General features: G+C 64.4%; 19 protein-coding genes and 1 tRNA gene. 2 read left to right on the plus strand and 18 right to left on the minus strand.

The genetic code is table 11. From position 1 onward, the window contains the following. Positions 1-16 precede the first annotated feature (16 nt). The 11 genes from QZ656_RS08860 to QZ656_RS08910 all read right to left on the minus strand — a co-directional run bounded on the left by QZ656_RS08860 (position 17) and on the right by QZ656_RS08910 (position 11,006). Positions 17-874, minus strand: a complete 858-nt coding sequence (locus QZ656_RS08860) for a DUF4338 domain-containing protein (protein WP_291991654.1) — start codon at positions 872-874, stop codon at positions 17-19. Further along, positions 871-2,571, minus strand: a complete 1,701-nt coding sequence (locus QZ656_RS08865; protein WP_291991655.1) for an IS66 family transposase — start codon at positions 2,569-2,571, stop codon at positions 871-873. Before QZ656_RS08865 ends, QZ656_RS08860 begins: the two co-directional genes overlap by 4 nt. Before the next feature lie 565 nt (positions 2,572-3,136). Continuing rightward, positions 3,137-3,946 carry a c-type cytochrome gene (locus tag QZ656_RS08870; RefSeq protein WP_291993039.1) on the minus strand — a complete coding sequence of 270 codons (810 nt, stop codon included), beginning with the start codon at positions 3,944-3,946 and terminating at the stop codon, positions 3,137-3,139. Positions 3,947-4,011: 65 nt separating this feature from the next. Further along, a complete protein-coding gene (gene ychF / locus QZ656_RS08875) occupies positions 4,012-5,103 on the minus strand; it encodes a redox-regulated ATPase YchF (protein ID WP_291993040.1) in 1,092 nt (363 codons plus the stop codon). A gap of 10 nt (positions 5,104-5,113) precedes the next feature. Continuing rightward, the gene (pth, locus tag QZ656_RS08880) at positions 5,114-5,689 is read right to left on the minus strand and encodes an aminoacyl-tRNA hydrolase (RefSeq protein ID WP_291993041.1); all 576 of its coding nucleotides are present in this window, start codon (positions 5,687-5,689) and stop codon (positions 5,114-5,116) included. 91 nt (positions 5,690-5,780) lie between these two features. Then, positions 5,781-6,419 (minus strand): 50S ribosomal protein L25/general stress protein Ctc, encoded by a 639-nt coding sequence (locus QZ656_RS08885; protein WP_291993042.1) that lies wholly within the window; start codon positions 6,417-6,419, stop codon positions 5,781-5,783. A gap of 75 nt (positions 6,420-6,494) precedes the next feature. After that, on the minus strand, positions 6,495-7,445 hold the full coding sequence (locus tag QZ656_RS08890) for a ribose-phosphate pyrophosphokinase (protein ID WP_291993043.1): 951 nt from the start codon (positions 7,443-7,445) through the stop codon (positions 6,495-6,497). Positions 7,446-7,534: 89 nt separating this feature from the next. After that, a tRNA-Gln gene (locus QZ656_RS08895) sits at positions 7,535-7,611 on the minus strand. A 106-nt stretch (positions 7,612-7,717) separates the two neighbouring features. After that, positions 7,718-8,578, minus strand: a complete 861-nt coding sequence (ispE, locus tag QZ656_RS08900; RefSeq protein ID WP_291993044.1) for a 4-(cytidine 5'-diphospho)-2-C-methyl-D-erythritol kinase — start codon at positions 8,576-8,578, stop codon at positions 7,718-7,720. Beyond that, positions 8,575-9,132 carry a lipoprotein insertase outer membrane protein LolB gene (lolB, locus tag QZ656_RS08905; protein ID WP_291993045.1) on the minus strand — a complete coding sequence of 186 codons (558 nt, stop codon included), beginning with the start codon at positions 9,130-9,132 and terminating at the stop codon, positions 8,575-8,577. The genes ispE and lolB overlap by 4 nt, the downstream gene beginning before the upstream one ends. A 74-nt stretch (positions 9,133-9,206) precedes the next feature. Next, positions 9,207-11,006 (minus strand): tetratricopeptide repeat protein, encoded by a 1,800-nt coding sequence (locus QZ656_RS08910; RefSeq protein WP_291993046.1) that lies wholly within the window; start codon positions 11,004-11,006, stop codon positions 9,207-9,209. A gap of 95 nt (positions 11,007-11,101) precedes the next feature. Here QZ656_RS08910 and mutM point away from each other — a divergent pair, with 95 nt between their 5' ends. Together mutM and QZ656_RS08920 are read left to right on the plus strand one after the other, a co-directional pair. After that, positions 11,102-11,929, plus strand: a complete 828-nt coding sequence (gene mutM, locus QZ656_RS08915; RefSeq protein WP_291993047.1) for a bifunctional DNA-formamidopyrimidine glycosylase/DNA-(apurinic or apyrimidinic site) lyase — start codon at positions 11,102-11,104, stop codon at positions 11,927-11,929. A gap of 91 nt (positions 11,930-12,020) precedes the next feature. Continuing rightward, positions 12,021-13,982 carry a dynamin family protein gene (locus tag QZ656_RS08920; protein ID WP_291993048.1) on the plus strand — a complete coding sequence of 654 codons (1,962 nt, stop codon included), beginning with the start codon at positions 12,021-12,023 and terminating at the stop codon, positions 13,980-13,982. An 85-nt stretch (positions 13,983-14,067) separates the two neighbouring features. Here QZ656_RS08920 and miaA read toward each other — a convergent pair whose 3' ends face one another. The 7 genes from miaA to QZ656_RS08955 form a co-directional block, all read right to left on the minus strand. After that, complete coding sequence (miaA, locus tag QZ656_RS08925; protein ID WP_291993049.1) at positions 14,068-15,018, minus strand: tRNA (adenosine(37)-N6)-dimethylallyltransferase MiaA; 951 nt, start codon at positions 15,016-15,018, stop codon at positions 14,068-14,070. Then, positions 15,015-16,928: a DNA mismatch repair endonuclease MutL gene (mutL, locus tag QZ656_RS08930; protein ID WP_291993050.1), complete on the minus strand. Its 1,914-nt coding sequence runs from the start codon at positions 16,926-16,928 to the stop codon at positions 15,015-15,017. The genes miaA and mutL overlap by 4 nt, the downstream gene beginning before the upstream one ends. Before the next feature lie 129 nt (positions 16,929-17,057). Next, on the minus strand, positions 17,058-19,364 hold the full coding sequence (locus QZ656_RS08935; RefSeq protein ID WP_291993051.1) for a hybrid sensor histidine kinase/response regulator: 2,307 nt from the start codon (positions 19,362-19,364) through the stop codon (positions 17,058-17,060). Then, positions 19,361-20,110, minus strand: a complete 750-nt coding sequence (locus QZ656_RS08940; protein WP_291991589.1) for an ISAs1 family transposase — start codon at positions 20,108-20,110, stop codon at positions 19,361-19,363. The genes QZ656_RS08935 and QZ656_RS08940 overlap by 4 nt, the downstream gene beginning before the upstream one ends. Beyond that, entirely contained in the window at positions 20,074-21,147 is a 1,074-nt protein-coding gene (locus QZ656_RS08945) for a Druantia anti-phage system protein DruA (RefSeq protein ID WP_291991588.1), read from the minus strand. The genes QZ656_RS08940 and QZ656_RS08945 overlap by 37 nt, the downstream gene beginning before the upstream one ends. Before the next feature lie 45 nt (positions 21,148-21,192). Continuing rightward, complete coding sequence (locus QZ656_RS08950; RefSeq protein WP_291993052.1) at positions 21,193-21,681, minus strand: hypothetical protein; 489 nt, start codon at positions 21,679-21,681, stop codon at positions 21,193-21,195. A gap of 2 nt (positions 21,682-21,683) precedes the next feature. Further along, the gene (locus tag QZ656_RS08955) at positions 21,684-22,520 is read right to left on the minus strand and encodes a substrate-binding domain-containing protein (RefSeq protein ID WP_291993053.1); all 837 of its coding nucleotides are present in this window, start codon (positions 22,518-22,520) and stop codon (positions 21,684-21,686) included. Positions 22,521-22,573: the final 53 nt, after the last annotated feature.

A 22,573-nucleotide genomic window follows, 5' to 3' on the forward strand; every position in this document is an offset into this window, starting at 1 on the left:
CCATTGCCGAGGCGGGTTAGCGGCAGAGGACTGATCGGAAGGATCGGTGAAGGGGATAGAGCCAGATATCCTTGATCGGGAGGATCGACTTGCGGGTGGGGCACTTCTTGCCTCGGCCGGCGGTTTGGCCGACCTTGATCCAGTTGGCGGCCTGGTAGCAGGTGCCGCGATGGCGGGGCGTCTCGACGAAGGTTTCGAGTAGTACGGGGCGGTAGCCGTAGCGCGCCAGCCAGTCCTTGGGCAATTGCCGCTGCATAAGCGAGAGGATCTTGGAGGCCAGGCCCTTGCACTGGATCCAGGGCAGGATCAGAAAGCGGGCATTGTTCACCACCAGTTGCAGGTTCCTTTGTCGCTGCTCATCGTGCCAACCGATGAATTGCTCGCGCGCGGCGAGTTTCCAGGCGCTGGCGCCGAAGCTGAGCAAGGCGACCAGGGTCTCGCCGGCGAAGACGAAGTAGCGGCTCTGACTGCCCGCCATGGGCGTGTGGCCGAGATAGTGGTAGCGGGCGATGTACTCGTTCCACAGACGCGAGTTCGCCGAACCGACGACCTGATGCAGACGCAGCGGCGGCAGTTCATGCACCGGCTGGGTGAGCAACGGTTGTGGATCGGTGGCGTGAGTAGGCAGATACTCGGGTTGGCGAGGAGCGGCCCGTCGTGCCGCCGGCAGGGTGAGCAGGCCGTCGGCCTGCATACGCAGCATGGCCACCCGGCAGGTCATATCCTTCAGCTCGCCATTGGGCTTACGCCAGTCGAAGAGCTCACACACCTGGCGCGACAGTTGCGCGCGGCTGCTGCCAGGATGGGCTTCGATCAGGCGGCAGAGGGCCTGCAGTTCGTCGTCGGTAAAGTGACGCCCGCAATAAGGCTTCACGAGCTATCGATGGGACGGCTCTGATCGACCGGGATGCCACGCATCTGAGCCAGTCGATCGGTCGCCATCGCCCAGGGCAGAAAGGCACTCAAGTCCGTCGGCGGCAGGTTGCCGTTGGCGGCGCAGGCCTCCAGATACGCCGTCAGCCAGGTGCGCGGGTTGATTCCCCACAAGCGCAGCGTCAGCAGCAAGCTGAACATCGTCGCGGCGAGTGCGCCGGACCAGAGACTGCCCGACCCATAGAAGTTCTTGCGTGCGACCACCGGCGTGCGCTGTGCGCGCTCGGCGGCATTATTGTCCATCGCCACCTCGGGGCGGTCGACAAAGACGGTCAGGCCGGACCAATGTTTGCGCATGCTTCGCAGCACCTTGCTCGCCGGCATTTTGAGCGCCGGGTTCGCCAGTTCGCTTTCCCGTTGACTGGCCATTTGCGTGATCGCCTGCCGCAAGGCGCGGTCGCGTTCGGCCCACTGTACTGGGTCGCTACGGACTTCCAGGCGCCGTCCATTCAAGTGGTAGAGCTGAGCGATCTGCTCGACCCAGGCCAGTGCCCAGTCCGCGAGCTCCGGATGGGCGTTGGCCAGTTCCAGGAAATCACGCCGCTGATGTGCCCAGCAGAAAGCCAGAATGAAGTGGTCAAGAACTCGCGCGAGCTTCTTGTAGGCCGAATAGCGATCACAGATGATGACTCCTCCGGCGCTACCGGAGAGCTCCCGGATCGGCACCGCCGCCGAGCGGCTCGGGTCGAGCACGAAGTGGATGACCGATGGGCCGTGGAACACCCAGAAATACCAGCGATGTCCGACCTTCCCTTCGGTCTCGGCAAAGACCCGCCAGCGGGTCTCGTCTGCGTGCCACTGTTTCTCGCTGCGTAGTTGGCCAAGCAGTGCTTCTTCAAGCGGCTCGAACAGCGGTGCCAAGGCACGCAGTCCGCCGGCCACCGTTCCTGCCGAGAGCGTCAGTCCGTGGTCGGACAAGTCTCGCAGAAGCCGATGCGTCGGCTGGCCGTACAAGAACTTCGACAGCAGCAGGTGCACCCAGATCGACACGCCGTACTTTCCACGCGGGATCAATCGTGCCGGCGGTGGCGCGGTCAGAATACCCCGCGCGCCCGAACACTGACAGGTCCGCCGGTAGCGCCGCCGGCAGATCTTCCGGCGGTAGGCCTTGACCTCGATCTCGAGGACTTCACTGTCTTCCGTGCCGGGAAAGTCGACGTAGCCCAGACCACAGTCCGGGCAATGCGGGCAGTCGATGTCGATGACCTCGATCTGCGTCGGCAAGTGACTTTCCGGGTTCCGCCCGTGACCCGCTGCTCCCGGTTGCTGACCTCGAGCTCGCGACGATTTTTGGTCCGCCGCCGGGTTCTTCTCGGCTCCCGAAGAGCGTTCTGACTTGCGACCAAACAGGCGTTTTTGCAGATCGCGGATCTTGCCCTTGGCCTGCTCCAGTTCGCTGCGCAAGGCCGCCTCGCGCGCCGCCGCTTGCGCCATTTCCACCCGATGAGCGGCCTCCGATTGCGCCAACCGAACCAGCGCTTGTCGATGTTGGCTCCGCCAGAAGCTGGCCTCCCAGCGGAGCTTGATTTCCTGCTCCTTGGTCAACGTCACCAACACCTCGGCGAACGGCGCCACTTGGCGGTGACTTGCCGCCGATCCTCCGCCAATGATGTCCGCACCCGTGTCCATGCGCCGCATGGTGCCGGATTTCCGCTGCTGTGTCCAGTCCAGATTTCCGGTCTACCCGCCAATCGCTGACTGAACCACGCCGACCAAAAAAGCGGGGGCTACGGGTTCACCGAATACTTACCAGCAGCCCGCCTGAACTCCGGGACTACTTGCGCGAGCGCTTTCGGGGCTTGCTGGCGCAGCCTTCGTTCATCAATGCACTGTCGGGCCACTTGCCGGGCGATGCGGCGAGCCAGGAACGTCTGCCCGAATTTGAAGGCAAACTGCGAGAAATTGCCGGACTGCCGCAGCCATGAGCGCCCACCCCTGGAGTTAGAACCAGCTCGTTGAGCAACCCGCCATTGGGCTCTTTGCCACGCTCGGCTGGCAGACGGTGTCGGCGCTGGACGAAGCTTTTGGGCCACTCGGCTGTATTCGAGCATGTCTATGAGAGCTACCCGGAGGGCAATGCCGGGGTTTATGCGTAGCCTCCGGCGGCAGACGCGCCAATGTTCAAGTGGCTGGCAAAGCTTGTCGTTGACGTGAGCGGTCTTGCGCGTCCTCTGCCGCGCGGCCGGATCGCGGCCCGCGCCAGCTATTCGCCGTGTTTTTGGCCAGCCATGTACTGCAGATAGGCGATTACCTCGTCGATTTCCCGGGGCGTCAGCTGTGTTGGCGGCATTCTTGCGCGGGCCCGAAATTGACTGGGGTCGTGGATCCACTGACGCAGAAATTCGCTGCTGCGGTATTCGGTGATGTTCTTCGGGATATTCAGCTCGGGGCCGACTTCGCCGCCCTGCAAATTGACCGAGTGGCATTTCAGGCATTGCTCGCGAAATACCCCGAAGCCCCTGGAAACTTCGCCGTCGGCGGCGGCGCCGCTGGGCAGGGTCAGCGGGAACTTCCTGGCGAAGGAGACGGCCTCGATGCGGTTCATCTGAAATGGCCAGGAAAAGGTCTTCGAGTCCGAGGTATTGGCACTGATGACGATGAACGGTGCCGGGTCGGTCATCGTCTTGCCGGTGGGAATGGCTGACCACCGTTCAGGGACGCCGTCTTCGCCGTAAGCGAGCCGAAGGTCGAGTTTGGCGACGTTGGCGGCAGCGGTGTTGGCCGCGTAACCGTCCAGACAATGAAAAACCAGATCGTCGGCGTCGCCGGCGTCCATCAGCTTGAGAACGTCGGCGAGCGAGAATGTCAGGTAGCGAACGGGTCTGCCCAGATCCGGATTGACGACTTCGATCTCGCGTGTTTCGAGGCGGCGACGCAAGTCGTCGAGGCTCAGGCTTTGACTGCCGCGCTCACCCTCAACGGTCAATAGGGGATTGGCGGATTGCGCGAGCGCCGATGCGCTGATCACGAGCATTAGAAGAGCGAAAAATGATCGAGTCACTAAGGCGTGCATGGCGGTTCCTGTGTCGATTCCCTTGGCAGAACGCCATGGTACGGCAAGGTGCTGGCGCGGCGCGATCAGACGTTGAACAGGAAGTTCAGCACATCGCCGTCCTTGACGACGTATTCCTTGCCTTCGGCGCGCATTTTGCCGGCTTCCTTGGCGCCCTGTTCGCCCTTGCAGGCGATGAAGTCGGCCAGGGCGATGGTCTGGGCGCGGATGAAGCCTCGTTCGAAGTCGGTGTGGATGACGCCGGCCGCTTGCGGTGCGGTATCGCCAACGTGGATCGTCCAGGCGCGAACTTCCTTGACGCCGGCCGTGAAGTAGGTCTGCAGGCCGAGCAGCTGATAGCCCACCCGAATCAGGCGATTGAGGCCGGGCTCTTCGAGGCCGAGGTCGGCAAGGAAGTCCTGTTTGTCGTCGTCGTCGAGATCGGCGAGTTCGGCTTCGATTTTGGCGCAGAGCGCGACTACCGGTGCGCCTTCCTTGGCGGCGTGGGCGCGCAGCTGGTCGAGGTGCGGGTTATTCTCGAAGCCGTCTTCGACGACGTTACCGACGTACATGGTCGGCTTGATGGTCAGCAGGCAGAGTGGTTTGAGCAGCGCTTTGTCGTCGGCGGAAAGCGCCAGCGTGCGCGCCGGCTGGCCGTCGTTGAGATGCGGCAGCAGGCGTTCAAGAACGGCGACCAGATGCTGCGCGTCCTTGTCGCCGGATCGGGCCTTCTTGCCGTCGCGGTTGATCGTGCGTTCGACGACGGCCATGTCGGCGAGCGCCAGCTCGGTCATGATCGTCTCGATATCGGACAGCGGGTCGACGCGGCCCGAGACGTGAATGACGTTCTCGTCTTCGAAGCAGCGGACGACATTGACGATGGCGTCGGTCTCACGGATGTTGGCCAGGAACTGGTTGCCCAGGCCTTCGCCTCTGGAGGCGCCGGCAACCAGCCCGGCGATATCGACGAACTCGACGATTGCCGGCTGCACGCGCTGCGGCTTGACGATGGCGGTCAGCTGCGCGAGGCGCGGATCGGGAACTTCGACGATGCCGACGTTGGGCTCGATGGTGCAGAAGGGGTAGTTCTCGGCGGCGATTCCCGCCTTGGTCAGGGCATTGAAGAGGGTCGATTTGCCGACGTTCGGCAGGCCGACGATACCGCATTTGAGGCTCATGCTCGGATTCCTATGGTGAAAGCGTCTTGACGTGCAGTTGCCGTTGCGCCGCCGCATAATCGCCGGCGGCGAGATCGGGCCAGGCCAGCAGGCAGCGGTCGATGGCGCGGTCGATCAGTTCCTGCTCTTCGCGTCGTGGTGCCTTGAGGACGTAGCCGATGACTTCGGAGCGCTCGCCGGGGTGGCCGATTCCCAATCGTAGTCGCCAGAAATCTGGCGTCGACAAGCGCGCCTGAATATCTTTCAGGCCATTGTGTCCGCCGTTGCCGCCGCCCTGCTTGACGCGGATGCTGCCCGGTTCGAGGTCGAGGTCGTCGTGTACGACCAGCGTTTCGTCGGCGGCGATCTTGTAGAAACGCGCCAGCGCGGCAACGGCCTGGCCCGACAGGTTCATGAAGGTGGTCGGCTGCAACAGCCACAGTTCGCCGTGGCGGGCGACGCGGCCAAGGAACTTGCCCTGTGGTGCCAGCGGCGCGCGCAGGCGGCTGGCCAGCTGGTCGATAAACCAGAAGCCGACGTTGTGCCGGTTATCCTCGTATTGGCCGCCGGGGTTGCCGAGGCCGACGATCAGACGGGGTGCAGGCATGACTTCTATTGGATCGGTAAAAAGAACAGGCCGCCGTGGGCACTGGGTGCCGGACGGCGGCCTGAGTTTGGCTGGATGCCTGGCGTCGGACCTAGTCGGCCTTTTCGTCGTCGGCTGCGGCTGGCTCGGCGGCGGCTTCGTCTGCGGCTTCGAGATCCTCTGCGACGACCTTCGGCGCGATGATGCTGACGACGACCTGATCGTCGCCGGCGAGCACCGGCGTGACCTTGTCCGGGAAGGCGAGTTGCGAAACGTGGATGCTGTCGCCGAGTTCGAGATCCTTGAGGTCCACTTCGATGAACGCGGGCAGGTCCTGTGGCAGGCAGCTGATTTCAATTTCGTTCATCGCCGGCGCGACCGCGCCACCACCGAGCTTGACGCCGGGGGCGATGTCGCCGTTGAGGAAGTGCAGCGGGATCGTCTGGTTGATGGCGTGCGTCGCGTCTACGCGCAGGAAGTCGCAGTGCAGGACCAGTGGTTTCCACGGGTGCATCTGCGAATCGCGCAGGATGGCGTCCTGACGGGTACCGTCGATCATCAGCGTGATCACCGACGAGCCGAATGCTTCCTTGCGCAGGTTCAGCAGGATTCCGTTGTGATCGAGGTCGATCATCAGTGGTGCGGCGGTGCCCCCGTAGACGATCGCCGGGACGCGGTTGGCGTGGCGCAGGCGGCGGCTCGCTCCGGACCCCTGCAGAGTGCGCTTACGCGCTTCAAGTTGAAATTTCATGGACAGCTCCTGGTTGAAACAAACCCCGCCCGCGACCAGGCGAGGGGTTGGGAAATCTTGCGGGCGCGCAGCGCCTTATTCGATGAACAGCGAGGACACAGAATCCTCGTTGCTGATTCGGCGAATCGTTTCGGCCATCACTTCGGCCACCGACAGTTGTCGGATACGCGGCGAATTCCTGGCGTCCTCGCGAAGGGGAATGGTGTCGGTCACAACCAGTTCATCGAGATCCGAGGCATTGATACGCTCGACAGCCTCGCCCGAAAGGACCGGGTGTACGCAGTAGGCGAAAACCTGCCGGGCGCCGTCTGCCTTGAGCGCGGTGGCCGCTTTGCACAGCGTGCCGGCGGTGTCGACCAGGTCGTCCATGATCACGCAGGTGCGTCCCTGGACCTCACCGATGATGTTCATCACTTCCGAGACGTTGGCTTTCGGGCGCCGCTTGTCGATGATCGCCAGGTCGCATTCGAGCCGTTTGGCCAGCGCACGGGCGCGCACGACGCCACCGACGTCGGGCGAAACGACCATCAAATGGTCGAAGTCTTTCTTCCAGACGTCGCCGAGCATGATCGGCAGCGAGTAGATGTTATCGACCGGGATGTTGAAGAAGCCCTGGATTTGCTCGGTGTGCAGGTCCATGGTCAATACCCGGTGTACGCCGGCAGCGGTCAGCAGGTCGGCGACCAGCTTGGCGGCGATCGGCACCCGCGCCGAGCGAACGCGTCGATCCTGGCGAGCGTAGCCAAAGTACGGAATGGCGGCGGTGATCCGGGCAGCCGAAGCGCGCTTGAGCGCGTCGACCATCACCAGCAGCTCCATCAGGTTCTCGTTGGTCGGCGCACACGTCGATTGCAGGATGAAGACGTCCATGCCGCGCACGTGCTCCTGGATTTCGACGCTGATCTCGCCGTCGGAAAAACGGGCCACCTGGGCTCGACCGAGCGAGATATTGAGGCGCTTGACGACTTCGGCGGCCAACGCAGGGTTGGCGTTGCCGGTGAATACCATCAGGCTGTCGTAGGCCATGGATCGCTTCCCGGGGCGCCCGCGAAACGGGGGCCGTGTAAAGCAAAACGGGCAGGCGACGTGGCCTGCCCGCGTTGTCAGAAATGGAATGGCTGGGGAAGAAGGATTCGAACCTTCGAATGCCGGAATCAAAATCCGGTGCCTTGACCAACTTGGCGACTCCCCAACTGTCACTCGTATCGCGTTGCTGGCGAACGAGGCGCGCATTGTACCCGGGATTTTTCAGGAAAAGAAGCCCAGCGACGAGAAATTTGGTGATTGCGTCGCTGCAGTCAGCGCGCCAGGTCGCGCAGCGGATGCGCGTCGAGACCGGCGGCGACCCAGCCACGAACGCCTTTGGGCATTTGCCGAAGGGCGGTTTCGGCATCTTCTCGGACGGCAAATTCGGCGAACACGCAGGCCCCGGAACCGCTCATCCGCGCGGGCGAACAGCGCGACAGCCAGGCCAGATGCTCGGCGATTTCTGGAAAGCGGGCCGCCGCCACGGTCTGCAGATCGTTGCTGCCGAAGCCGGGGTACCAGTCGTCGGCGCGGATCGGGAGCGTCTCGCGTTTGAGTTCCGGGGCGGCAAAAATGGCCGCCGTCGCGACCTGCAGCGGCGGTTCCAGGACCACATACCAGCTCTTCGGCACAGCGACTGCCTGCAGAACTTCGCCGACACCGTCGGCAAAGGCGTTGCGCCCGAAGACAAAGACCGGCACGTCGGCGCCGAGTTGGAGGCCGATTTCCTGCAGCTGCCGACGCGGCAAGTGCAGTTGCCAGAGATGGTTGAGCGCCAGCAGGACGGTGGCCGCGTCCGAGCTGCCGCCGCCGAGGCCGCCGCCCAGCGGCAGTTTTTTTTCGACGCGGATGTCGACGCCAAGCCGGCAAGCGCTGGCGGTCTGCAACAGGCGCGCGGCGCGCACCGTCAGATCGCTTTCAGGCGCGACGCCAGGCAGTGGCGTGGCCAGCCTTATCGCGCCGTCAGAGCGCGCCGAGAAGCGCAAGCTGTCGCCGTAGCCGACGAAGCGAAAGACCGTTTGCAGCAGGTGGTAGCCGTCGCCACGCTGGCCGACCACGTGCAGGAAGAGGTTGAGCTTGGCTGGCGCCGGGTAAGCGCTGTGCCAACCCCAGCTGTCGTCAGCCGGCGTCATTGGCTCGGCGCGGCTGGCGTCAGCGGCGCCCAGTCGTCGATGCGCAGGTGCAGTTCAAGAACGCTGTCGAGTTCGACGAAGACGCGGCCGGGCAGCGCTTGCGGGTCGTCGTCGTCGTATTCGTAGGCGATGCGCCAGCCGCGATGCTGGACGCGCAATGGTCGCCCGAGCGCGTCGACGGTGAGTTGGTCGCCGGCCGCCTGGCGGCCGCGTAGCCAGTCGGTCAGTTTGTCCAGCGGCAGCGGATAACCGACGACCGACTGCAGCAACTCGTCAGCGCTCGCCGCCTCATGGACGCTGCCGTCCTTGTCGGTCAGGCGCGCGCCACCGGCATTGCTGACGATCTCCGCCAGGCCCTGCCCGAGCGGCGACGACAGCAGCAGTTCGTCGCTGTTGTCGTCGTGGCGCCACTGGATCTGGCCGATATAGCTCTGCCCCTCATGGCGCAGCGAAAAGCGCCCGGCGAGCGAAAAGTCGTGCAGGCTGTCGCGCCGGGGCGGCGGCTGGGTGCCGGCCGCTGTCTGCAGGCCGCCACAGGCGCTGAGCCCGAGCACAGCGAAAATCAGGATCAGCGACAGCAGAACGGCCGCTGACGCCGGGCCGAAGCGCGCCTTGTCGTGCGACGGAGTCAGGGTGAGAACCTGCTCGTCGCTGCTTTGAGTGCCTCGTTCTCGGGGTGCTTCTTGAGCGCTTCGCGCAAGCTGTTTTGCGCTTCGTCCTTGCGCCCCAGCATCCACAGCACTTCGCCGAGGTGCGCGGCGATCTCCGGGTCTGGGCGTTGCGCGTAGGCGCGTTGCAGGTGCGTCAGGGCGCCTTCGAGATCGCCCTGCCGATAGAGCACCCAGGCCATGCTGTCGAGAATGAAGGGGTCGTTGGGCGCCAGCTTGAGCGCCTGTTCGATCAACTGCCGCGCTTCTGGTAGCCGCATGTTGCGATCGGCGTACGAGTAGCCGAGCGCGTTGTACGCTTGCGCGCTCTCCGGCTGCAGCTTGATCAGCGTACGCAGGCGGCTCTCCATCAGCTCCAGCCGGCCAAGCCGCTCGGCGAGCAGCGCCGATTCGTACAGCAGGTCGGGCTGCTCCGGCTGCTCTTTCAACTCGCGTTCAAGGAGCTCCAGCGCCGCCGCGGTCTGTTTGGCGTCGCGCAGTAGCGCCGCTTCGGCGATCGCCATCTGGACGCGCAATTGCGGGTCTCTGGCGGCGGCGTCGCGCAGCAGCGTCTTGGCTTCGTCGAGCTTGCCCTGCTGGGCGAGGATCGCCGCGCTGCGGATCTGCGCCGGCAGATAATGCTCACCAGCTCCCACCTGCTGGTAATAGCTCAGCGCTTCGTCGCGCTGCCCGTTTTCCTCGGCGACCTGGCCAAGGTAGTAAAAGGGCGTGCTCTTGTCGGGAAGGTCAAGCGTCACCAGGTGTTTCAGCTGCGCCTCGGCAAGCGTCTTGTCGCCCTCCTGCAGCGCCAGGATGGCCACCGGGAAGACGACGTCGGGATTGTCTGGATACGCCAGTAGCAATTGCCCGAACAGCCGCTTGGCTTCGCCGTAACGCTTGTCGCCGACCAGAGCGCGCGCCAGGTGGAGTTCGACGTCGCGCGCCTGCGGATACTTTTCGACAAAGGCTTGCATGGCGGTGATCGCCTCGGTCGGCGAGGTGCGTGCCAGCAGCTGCGCTTCGAGCAGCGCGCCGACCTGCCAATCAGGCCGCAACTGCAAGGCCTGGTGCGCTTCGGCGAGTGCCAGCTCGTGCTCGCCAGCCGAGTTGGCGGCGACGGCGATCGCGTAATGGGCCTCGGGAAGCTTGAGGAAGGGCGCACAAACGTCTTTGATCATCTGCAGAACGACGCGGCGGTTCGGGTTGCGGGCAAACATCCGGTTGAGCGCCAGCAGGTTGCCGGGCAGCGCCTGCTGGTCGGCCTCGAGCATGCTGATCAATTTCGGCGCCAGGCCGTCGAGCTGGTTGGACATCACCAGCACACCGATCAGCACCTGCTGGGCGCGCTTGGACTCGGGTTCGATCTCCACCCACAGGCGCGCGAGTTGCAGGACGCGGTCAAAACGACGCGCGTAACCTGCCACCTCGATAGCCCGTTCGAGAATGCCCGGGTCGCGCGTACGCGTCGCCAGGTCGGCGTAGGCCTGGCTGGCGAACTCGTTGCGGCCGCGCTGCAGCGCCACCTCGGCGAGCAGGACCTGGTAGACGACCTGTCCGCTCAGTTCGCTGCTGTCTTTGCTGTCGGCGGCGTACGCCAGCGTCGATTCCGCCGTGTCCTCTCTGGTCGTGCGCTTGCTCGGTTTGCTGGGCTTGGCCGGCTTGGCCGGCCTGGTCGCTTTGTCCTGCTGCTTGCCTGCTGGGCTGCCTTCGGCCGCTTGCACGGGCGTGCCGATGGCCAGCACCAGCGCGGCGCAAAGGAGAGTGCTCTTGATATATTTCATGGTTTCCTTGCCTGCTGCAAACAGTTGGCAGAACTGGCGAGCGTTTGCGTCATAATTCTTGCTGCGCATGTTATGGACTTTTCACGGTAGCAGCAATGCCAGAACTGCCCGAAGTTGAAGTGAGTCGCCTGGGTTTGCTCCCTTTTCTGCCTGGACAAGCGATTGTCGGCGCCATCGTGCGCACGCCGAAATTGCGTCACGAGATCCCGCTCGGGCTCGCTTCGCGGCTGACCGGATTGCGCGTAGATGCCATTGCGCGACGTGGCAAGTACCTGCTGCTCGACTGTGCTAGCGCTCGCGGCGGCGGCTGGCTACTGCTACACCTCGGGATGTCGGGCAGTCTGCGTCTGGTGCCGCCGGATACGCCGGCGCAGAAGCACGACCACTTCGACCTGCTGTTCAGCCGCACCGTGCTGCGCCTGCGCGACCCGCGCCGCTTCGGGGCGTTGCTCTGGCACGAAGGCGCCGATGTTGACCGGCATCCGCTGCTCGCCGCGCTGGGAATTGAACCGCTGTCGGACGCTTTCGACGGCGACTGGCTGCACGCCGCGACGCGTGGGCGACGCGTGCCGGTCAAGCCGCTGCTGATGGACAGCCGTCTGGTCGTCGGTATCGGCAACATCTACGCCGCGGAAAGCCTCTTTCATGCGGGTATTTCGCCGTTACGTGCGTCGGACAGGATCAGTCAGCGCCGCTACCGGCTGCTCGCCGACTCGATTCGCTCGACGCTCGAGGCGTCGATCGCCGCCGGCGGCAGCAGTGTCCGCGATTATGTGCATAGCGACGGTGGTGCGGGCTCCTTCCAGCTGTCGTGTGCCGTTTATGATCGCCGGGGCGAGCCCTGTCCGAGCTGCTTGCGGCCGGTGCGCGCGATCCGTCAGGCCGGGCGATCGACCTTCTATTGCCCGGCTTGCCAGCGCTGACCGCGCCGGCGCCCACGCCGCCGGGGCATGTCCCTGATTGCTCTGGACTTTGTGATAGAGTGCGGGGCTGTATCTTGCGCCGGGACGGGTCATGACTCTCGCTCAACATTTTGCCGCCTACAGTGATTGGCGCGCCGAGCTCTCTGCGGTCATCGAGAAGTTCGGTGGCTGGCTGGTCGATAACGAACTGACCGACGCCCAGACCGACCGGCGGATTGTCCAATTGCTCGAAAAACTGCGCGAAGACCGGCTGAATGTGGCTTTCGTCGCCGAATTTTCGCGCGGCAAATCGGAGTTGATCAACGCCATATTCTTCGCTGATTACGGCAATCGGATACTTCCTTCGACACCCGGGCGGACGACGATGTGTCCGACCGAACTGCTCTTCGATCGGCACAAGCCGCCGTCGATCGAGTTGCTGCCAATCGAAAGCCGGGAGTCCAGGGACAGCATCAGCGAGTACAAACGCTTTCCCGACGAGTGGACCGTGCTGCCTCTCGACACCAGCTCGGCGGCGGCGATGCAGGAAGCGCTTCGCCATGTCAGCGACGTCACCCGGGTTGATCGGGCGTTTGCTGAAAAACTAGGCTTCACGATCGCCGACGGCGATACCGCGGTGTTTCGCGTCGACGCCGCCGGCACCGTCGAGATCCCGCGTTGGCGGCACGCGGTCATCAACTTTCCACATCCCTTGTTGCAGCAAGGACTGGTCATTCTCGACACCCCCGGTTTGAACGCCATCGGCACCGAGCCCGAACTGACGCTTTCGCTGCTGCCCAACGCGCACGCGGTGCTGTTCATCCTGGCGGCTGATACCGGCGTCACCCAGTCGGATCTGATGGTCTGGCGTGAGCACATCGGAACACTGGGCGGCCGCAAGAAGGGTCGTCTGGTGGTTCTCAACAAGATCGACAGTCTGTGGGACGAACTCAAGTCAGCGGACCAGATTGCCAGCGAAATAGCCAAGCAGATCGACACCTGCGCGTGGACGCTCAGCTTGCCCGAGGACCAGGTTTTCCCGGTTTCCGCGCAGAAAGCGCTGCTCGCCAAGATCAACGGCGATGGCGAGCTGCTGACGCGTAGCGGCTTGCTCGAACTCGAGCGGGCGCTTTCCGAAGAACTGATCCCGGCCAAGCAGGAAATCGTTCGTGACAACACCGACGGTGAGTTCGCCGATTGCTATCTACGGACGCGCAGCCTGCTCGAATCGCGGCTCATTGGCCTGCGCGAACAGATCACCGAACTGACCGAACTGCGCGGCAAGAACAAGGGCGTTGTCGAGTACATGATGGGCAAGGTGCGCCTCGAGCAAGAGGAGTTCGACACCGGCCTGCAGCGTTACTACGCGGTGCGCAGCGTTTTTTCACAGCTGACCAACAACCTGTTTGCGCACCTGGGACTCGATTCGCTGCGCTTGCTGACCAACACGACGCGGGCGGCGATGGTGCATGCGACTTTCTCGAGAACGCTGTCGGCCGCCATGCAGAATTTTTTCGACTCGGCGCGCGCCAACCTCACCCGCTCCCGGGCAGAGGTCACCGAAATCCTGGCGATGATGGAGGCGATCTACAAGAAATTTGCCGTCGAGCACGGACTGAAGCTCGGTACGCCGGTCACTTTTTCCCTACGCAGCTACGAAAAGGAGATCGATCGCCTCGATCAATGGTGCGCGACACACATCAACTCGATGTTCCAGCTGTTGACGCACGAAAAGGGCCAGCTCACGCAGCGCTTCTTTGAGGAGGTCACCGTGCAGGTCCGAAAGACCTTCGAACACGCCAATCGTGACGCCGAGGGGTGGTTGAAGGCGATCATGGCGCCGATGGAGATTCAGATCCGCGAGCACCAGATTCAGTTGAAGCGGCGGCTGGAAAGCATCAAGCGAATCCACCAGGCGACCGATACGCTCGAAGAGCGAATCGAGGAGTTGCTGCACGTCGAGAAAAATCTGCTGGCGCAGATGCAGGTACTCAAGAACATCGGCCAGGACGTTCGCGACGTTCTCCAGCAGACGGTGACCGGCGAGGACGAGGGCGAGCGCAGCGCCGCCTGAACAAGCGGCGGCACCCCACGGCCGGTGTCCTGCGGCGGCGGCAGGACAGTCAAACGCTGCCGCCATCGCCGCCGGCCAGCGGCGGTCAGCGCAGGAAGCGTTCGAGCTGCTCGCTGACCTGCTCGGCGACGTCGGCGGCGAGGCAGTCGACGGTCTGCGGCCGCAGCGTGTTGCCGATCCAGGTGATCTGTCGCTTGGCCAGTTGGCGGGTCGCATAGATGCCGCGATCAAGCAATTCGGCGCGTGCCGCCAGGCCATCCTGCACTTCCCACACCTGCCGGTAGCCGACACAGCGCATCGACGGCAGGCCGGCGTGCAGGCTGTATTTCTCGCGCAGCGCCGCGACCTCGGCTTCGAGGCCGGCGTCGAGCATCGCCGCGAAGCGTTCGGCGATGCGCTGGTGCAGGACGCTGCGCTGCGAGGGCAGCAGGCCGATCGCCAGGAAGCGGTACGGCGGCGGCTGCTTCTCGCCGGCAGCGAGCAGCGCCGACAGCGGCCGGCCCGACAGACGGAAAACCTCCAGCGCCCGCTGGATGCGCTGGGCATCGGTGCGCTGCAGGCGCGCCGCGGTGGGCGGATCGATTTGCGCGAGTTCGGCGTGCAGCGCCGGCCAGCCGTCGACGGCGGCTTGCTGGTCGATCGCCGCACGCGTCGCCGGGTCGGCTGCCGGCAGGTCGGCGAGGCCTTCAATGAGCGCCCTGAAATAGAGCATGGTGCCGCCAACGAGCAAGGGCAGCTTGCCGCGCGCGCTGATCAAGGCCATCGCCGCCAGAGCGTCGCTCCTGAAACGCGCCGCCGAGTAGGCTTCCTGCGGGCTGATCACGTCGATCAGCTGGTGCGGGAAGCGCGCCAGCGTTGCCGCGTCGGGTTTGGCCGTGCCAATGTTCATGTCGCGGAAGACCTGCGCCGAGTCGACGCTGATCAGCTCGACCGGGAAGCGGCGCGCCAGCGACATCGCCACGTCGGTCTTGCCGCTGGCCGTTGGTCCCATCAGCAGGATCGCCGGCGGCAGCGGTGCTCGCGGCGGCGCGCTCATCGGCCGCGCAGGAAGTGGCGGTCGAGCTCAGCCATCGTCAGCTGCGTCCATGTCGGCCGGCCGTGGTTGCAGTGATCGGCGCGCTCGGTTTCTTCCATCTGTCGGAGGAGCGCGTTCATTTCGGCTACCGACAACAGGCGCCGGGCGCGTACGGCACCCTGGCAGGCCATGCTGGCGAGGAAATCGTTGCGGCGCGCGGTCAGCACCTGGCTGACGCCGTGCTCGCGTAGTTCGCCGAGAACGGCGCGCGCCAGCGCCGCCGGGTCGGCCGCCTGCAGGAGCGCCGGCACGCGGCGGACAGCGAGCTGTCGGGGGCCCATCGGCGCCAGTTCGAAACCGAGTTTCTGCAGCGTTTCGGCGTATTCCTCGGCCGCCGCGACGTCGATCGCTTCGGCGCTGAAGACGGCTGGAATGAGCAGTGCCTGCGTCGCCAGCTGTTGTTCGTCGAGAGCGCCCTTGAGCTTCTCGTAGAGGATCCGTTCGTGCGCCGCGTGCATGTCGACGACGACCAGTCCCTGGCTGTTCTGCGCCAGGATGTAGACGCCGTGCAGCTGCGCCAGGGCATAACCGAGCGGCGGTAGGTCGGGATCGGCTGGTGGGCTCGGCAGGGTGGCCGGCGGGCCGCCGGCGGGCGCGCGCGCGGCGTCGATAAACGCCAGGTAAGCGCCGCTGCTGCTGGGTTCGCCGACGCCCAGCGAACACTGGTAGGGGACCCTGGCGGCGAAGGCGGCGGCGTCGGCGCTTGTCGTCGAAGATCCGGCGCCGCCGTCCGGCCAATATGCAGGGCTGCCGTTCAGCGCCTGCGCGAGCCCGGTGCCGTCGGCGGTTGGCGCAGGCGCCGTGGCGAGTGGTGTCGACAGCAGGCGTTGCACGGCGTGAAAGACAAACTGGTGCACGGCGCGCGAATCGCGGAAGCGGACTTCGGTCTTCTGCGGGTGTACGTTGACGTCGACGGTCGCCGGGTCGATCTCCAGGAACAGGCAGTAAGCCGGGTAGCGGCTGCCGTGCAGGAGGTCCTGGTAGGCGGCGCGCAGCGCGTGTGCCAGTAGCTTGTCGCGGACGAAGCGGCCATTGACGTAGCAGTACTGGCCGTCGGCACGCGCCCGTGAGTACGCCGGCAGCGCGCAGTAACCCGAGATCCGCAGCGGGCCGGCGGAAACCTCAAGCGGCCGCGACTCGGCGAGGAAGCCGTCGCCGAGGATCGCGCCGGCACGGCGTTGGGCGTCGCTCCTGGCCAGATGCAGGCTGACGCGGTCGTTGTGGGCGAGGGTAAAGGCGACCTCGGGGTGCGCCAGAGCGATCCTCTTGACGGCCTCGGCACAATGCGCGAATTCCGTACTGTCGGACTTGAGGAATTTGCGGCGGGCGGGCGTGTTGTAGTACAGGTCGCGCATCTCAACGACGCTGCCGGCGAGCAGCGCGGCGGGTTCGGGCGACGCCCCCGGCTCGCCAGCGAGTCGCCAGGCGTGCGCCGTGCCACCGCTGCCACCACTCTCGGAAGTTTCACCGCCGGCAGCACGATGACCACTGTCGGCGCGCTGACGACTGGTCAGCGTCAGGCGAGCGACCCCAGCGATCGAAGCCAGCGCCTCGCCACGAAAGCCGAGCGTGCCGACGCGTTCGAGGTCGTCGAGCGAGGCGATCTTCGACGTCGCGTGCCGGGTGAGCGCCAGCGCCAGTTGCTCACGGGCGATACCGGCGCCGTCGTCGCTGACGCGGATCAGCTTGACGCCGCCTTCCTCGAGCTGGATCTGGATCGTCGAGCTGCCGGCGTCGAGGGCGTTTTCCAGCAGCTCCTTGAGCACCGATGCCGGCCTATCGACGACTTCGCCAGCGGCGATCTGGCTGATCAGCAGATCGGGCAGCAGCTGGATGGGCGGGCGGGGCGGCGTTGCGGCGGTGGCGGGCATCGACCGATTATCCCACGCCGACCGGGGCCGACGTTAACCTACCTAGCTGCGGCGCGAGGTCTTCGGCGCTGGCAAGCTGCGGTCAGCATGCGCCGCGTGGCGTCGTCGACCAGCAGGAGTCGTGCGTGCTCAGGAAGTGCTGGGCTTGTTTTCGTGGCTTGTCGGCGTGGTGCGATGGCGCGTTAGCGCCAGTTCGAAGGCGCTGTAGGATTGGCGCAGCACGGTCGGCCAGTCGGTCGCCGCGTCGCCGCCAGCGCGCAGCAACATTTCGAGCTGCCTTGCCTGTTCGGACAAGGCCAGCGCGCCGACCGCCACACTCGACGACTTGAGCGAATGCGCCGAACGTTGCAGGGTGGGCGTGTCGCCCTGCGTGCTCGCCTTCTCGATGCTCGTGAGGAGCTGCTCGGCGCTACCGGCAAACACCTCGAGGAGACGCTCGGCGAACGCCGGGTTGCTACCGTCGGCAACCATCGGCAGTGCTTGCACCACGCTTGGATCGTAGGCCGGAGGCGGGTCGGGTGCATCGTCGCTGACGGCGGCGTTGGCTTCGTTCGCCGCCGTCAGCGCGCTCGCGTCGGCGGCCGTTGCTCGCGTTGCTGGCGGCGGCTGGTCTTGCGTTGTGGCGCTAGCTTGACCCGATCGGAGCGAGCCGGGAGCGGAGGCAGCAGGGCTGCGGTCGGTGGACGCCGTGGCGGTCGCGTTTGCCGGCGCCGGATCGGGCAACCAGCGCTGCAGCGTGGCGGCCAAGCGTGCGCGCGTGAACGGCTTGCTCACGTAATCGTCCATGCCGGCTGCCAGGCAGCGCTCGCGGTCGCCGTCGACGGCGTTAGCCGTTAGCGCGATGATCGGCAGCCGGCGCGGCAGGCGGCCATCGCGTTGCCAGGCACGCACCTGCGCCGTCGCCTCGAAACCGTCGAGTACCGGCATCTGGCAGTCCATCAGCACCAGATCGTACGGCTCACGCGACAAACGGTCGAGCGCCACCTGGCCATTTTCAGCCACGCTGTAGCCAAGCCCGAGCGAATCGAGCATGCTCGACGCGACCAGCTGATTGACAGGATTGTCCTCGACGACGAGTACGCGGGCGGCCGCTCCGCCAGCAAAACCCTCGGCGGTCGGCAGCCGTGGCACGGCGGGCGGGCGCTCGGCGGCAACTGCCTGCCGCGACAATACGGTCGCGATTGCGTCATGGAGGTCGGATTGACGCAGCGGTTTGCGCAGGCAAAGGTCGATCGGCGGGTGCTGGCGGTTCGGGTGATCGGCGCTGACATCTGCCGCCGACAGCATGATCACCGGCAGCGCCGCCCAGCGGGGATCGGCCTTGATCCTTTGCGCCAGCTCGACGCCGTCCCTCTCCGGCCTATGCAGGTCGATAATTGCTAGGTCGAACAGCGGCACGGCGGGCCGCCGCAATTCGGCCAGCGCGCTGCGCCCGCTGGCGGCAGTGGTGCAGGCCATCGACCAGTCAGCGAGTTGACGAGCGAGCTTGTCGCGGGTGGCGTCGTGGTCATCGACGAGCAGTACGTGCAAGTCCTTGTGGCGGGCGACCGCCGCCACCTCGGAAGGCGCGCCGACTTCCTGCTTGAGCAAGGGCACCTCGAACCAGAAGCGGCTGCCACGGCCAGCTTCGCTGTGCAGTCCGATCTCGCCGTGCATCATCTCGACAAGCTGTTTGGCGATCGCCAGGCCGAGGCCGCTGCCGCCGTAGCGCCGGGTGGTCGAGATGTCTGCCTGAACGAAGGCGTTGAACAAGCGCCCCTGTGTTTCCTCGCTGATGCCGATGCCGCTATCCTCGACGTTGAAGCGAACACGGGCTTGCAGAGGCGTCTCGTCGAGCAAATCGAGGCGTATGGCAATCTCGCCACGGCTGGTAAATTTGACCGCGTTGCCGACCAGGTTGGTCATGATCTGGCGCATTCGAACCGGATCGCCCTTGACGGCCACCGGCAGCTCGGCGGGCATGCAGCAGCTCAACTCAACGCCCTTGGCGGCGGCCTGCTCGGTGAAAGTTGAAACGATATCGTCGAGCAGTTGACGAAGGTCGAAGCGGCGGCTCTCCAGTTCCAGCTTGCCGGCTTCGACCTTCGAAAAGTCGAGAATGTCGTTGATGATGCTCAGCAACTGCTCGCCCGACTGATGCACCGCGTCGGCAAAGCGCTGCTGCTGCAGCGTAAGCGGCGTTCCGCGCAGCAGCTCGTTCATGCCGAGAATGCCGTTCATCGGGGTGCGGATTTCATGGCTCATCGCTGCCAGGAAATCGCTCTTGGCCTTGCTGCCGGCTTCGGCGAGGTCCTTGGCCTGGCGTAAGTCTTCGGTGACCCTCGCCAATGCCGTCAAGGCCTTGAGCGGTAGTACTTTCACCACCAGATAGACGACGACCGCAAACAGCAAGGTGGGTAGCACACCACGGTAAATTTGTTCTCGTGCCGGGATCAAGGTGATACGTGGCCTGTAGAATTTTTGGTCATGCGCAGGTAGTCGAAGACCAATCGGATGTTGCGGTTGAGGTGGCGCATTTTTTCGGAAATGCTGGTTTTGCCGTCGGAGAAGTGGTGCAGGATTCCGACGGCAAAGCGGCGCAGGCGTGACATGTTCTCGGGTCCGTAACCAGTCCGAATACGGCTACGGTCCTCGTCGTAGTTCCAGTCGATGACGTAGTGACAGCGGTTCTCTATCGACCAATGGCCGCGATTGATGGCGAGGATTTGCTGTGGGCTGGCCTGTTCTGGAGGGCGACTGGTGATCCCGAGAGCGATTTCGTGCGTCCGCTTGCCGCTCTTCTTGTGCAGCACTTCGCGCTCGATCAAGAACACCTGGCCGACATACGGGAAGTCGAGATAGGCGTTGAGGGCATTGCTGCACCAAATACGCCGAGTCTCGATCCGACCATGGTCAGGTGGCGAAACCGCCACGAAGTCTGCCCCCTTCCGATCCTGGAAGAGGAGCGCGATATCGGCTTGCAGTGTTGGCTGATTGCCTTTGACCGTGAAGTGATAGTGCGCCTTGCGCTCCACCAGGTAGGTCGCCAGCTTGCGCTGTGTCAGTAGCGCGTCGGCGGTGATGTCCTTGCCCTGAATATCGATCGCATCGAGCAGGGGTATGAACATCCCGATTTCATTGGTCTGCTTGAGCTCGTCCCCGCCATTTACGGGCAAGGTGCCGACTTTTTTTGGGTGTGACACACGCCGGTCTGATGCCCGACCACGCTCATGATGTGTGCTTGCTGACCGTGCTCGTCATGGGCATTGCGCATGGTCTTGCCGTCGACCGCCAGACTGGGGTCGTCTTGAGCATAGGCCTTGTTCCACTGCTGACACGCTTGATCGAGCGCCATGGGATCGACACGGATCAGGACGTCACGAATGATGAACTCGCTGGGTACGCGGTAAACGCCCTTCTCGCGACGACAGCGGAAACGCTCGCGTGCTTTCGGTGTGAGGTCTTTGGCCCACCCGGCGATGGCTTTGTAGCCCCGCATTCCGCACAAGACCGCCGCCGTGGCGATGGCCAGAACGGCAGGAAGGGGGTGACGCCTTCCTTGCGCGCGCCGCGGGTCGGCGATGCCGGCAAAGAAATCGGGAAGCGTGCGCATCTGTTCGGCGGTGAGCATCATCCTGGGCGCTCCTGTGCGATAGCGGGGGTTGAGTATCGAGCGGGAAAGTTGGCCGCGAGCGTCCGCCTGCAAGGGGCGAACAAAGACAACTTTGGGCGACGTCGGGTGGGCGCTGTAGCCTTCTCGGGTGCGGCGAAAGCCTTGCGTCAGCCCCAGAGGCGTCCAGTTCGCGGCGCGATAGACGGTCCCCTGGAAGCGCGAGGGGTCCACAAAGGTCTCCAGCAGTAACAGCGGCTTCCCGAAATGCGCCTGCCAATCCTCGGCGACCCGTCGCTCGCACAGCGAGAGCACCTTGGAGCCGAGATTGGGGTAATGCCAATCGGGAAGGATCAGAAAGCGACTGTTGTTGGCGACCAGGCCCAAGCGATCGTACTGATGCCGATAGTCCCAGCCGATCCAGCGGTCACGAACGCCGCATTTCCAGGCCGCCGCAGAGAAACTCAGCAGGGCCGTCCACTTTTCGCCGTAGGTGGCCACGTACCAAAGCGTGTGCCCGATCTTCGCCAGGTCGCCCAGGTAGTGATGCTCTGCCATCAACTCCCGATAGCGAGCCTCTTCGCTCTTGCCCACCAAGCGAACACGCAATGCACCAAGAACGCTTTCCATGCGCCATTTATACGGACTTCCGGCGCAGATGTCCAGGGGGAAGAACTAACTGCTTGATTGCCCGTGCGTTGCCTGAGAGGACAAATCCACCCTGGGTAGCACACTGCCCAAGGTGTACCAGAGCAGCGGGCGCATCGAGCCCGAGAGCATGATTTGGCCGACAACGTCACCGCCATCGTGGAGGGGGTAGGCCCGCTGCAACACCGGTTGCGGCGGGCTGTCACCCGCCAGCGCGACGAGCGACTGATCCTGGTAGCGCACTTCTACCTGTTCGTTGGTCAAGGGTATCGGCTCACGCGAGATCAGTCCCTGCACGCGGTTTTCGGCAAACATCCAGGTATCGGGGTTGCTGGTAATCAGCTTGCTCAGCGTCGAAGCCTTGACCCTGGCCTTGAAGTCGAGAGAGTCGGCCAGATCGCGATAGGCAACGAAGCAATAAGCGAGCGGAATGCTCAGGGCGACCACCCACGCCAGCGCCAGCGCCGAGCGATGGACGCTGCGCTCGAGAGAGCGGCGCGGTTGCTGGTCCGGCATGGTCAGGGAACGATGTGGCCGTTTTCTTCCAGGATCCTTCGCCCCGGCGGCGAGCGCATGAATTGAACGAATTCCTTTGCTGCCGGTGTGGGCTCCTTCGGCAACACGAGATAGAAGTGTTTGAACATCGGGTAGCGTCCGGAGGAGAGGTTCTCGAGGTTCGGCTCGACGCCGTCAAGGGCCAGGGGACGCAGGCTTCGCTTCTCGGAGCGAATCAGGGCGATCGTTGTGACGCCGATGCTGCCCGAAATATGTTCCATCTTGTCGGCCGCTTCCTGATCGGTCGCGGCGTAGGTCAGACCCTCGCGTTTCTCGGCGGCGTCAAGCGCTTGCTCGATCGCGGCGGAGAGGCGCTTGATCTGGCGGGTATTGTCGTCACCCGGTTGGCGCATTACTGGCCGGATCTTGCTACCGTCCGGCCAGGTGGTCAGTTTGCCGCTGTAGATGTCGGCAACTTGCGCCAGCGTGATCGAGGCGACCGCGCTGCTGCCGGGGACAGCGAAGACAGCGAGCGAGCGGGCGTATTCGACGGTCGTCATGCCATTGCGAGCTTCCTCATCGCTTGGCAGGCGGGAGGACAGGCCGATTTCGATGGCTCCCTTCGGCACGGCCCTGATTGCGCCGCTGGTACCTATGCTGTCGAGGACGATGACAGTGGTTTCGGGGTGCGCTTTGGTGAAAGCTTCGCCCAGCAGACGCATCGTGCCCAGCGCATTGCCGGTGCCAGCGATGCGGAGTACGGCGGCACTCGCCGAAAAAGGTAGTAAAAGTAGCGTCAACAAGGAGGCGAGGACGATACCGCGCAAAATGGTGAGGCGGGCTATTGATCCGGTGAGCATTGGCACGCTTCCCAAAAAGAGAAAAAAATGGTCGATAAACCGACCTGATCGGA

This window comes from Candidatus Accumulibacter sp. ACC003 (assembly GCF_907163085.1).
In the GTDB taxonomy this organism is placed as follows: Bacteria; Pseudomonadota; Gammaproteobacteria; order Burkholderiales; family Rhodocyclaceae; genus Accumulibacter.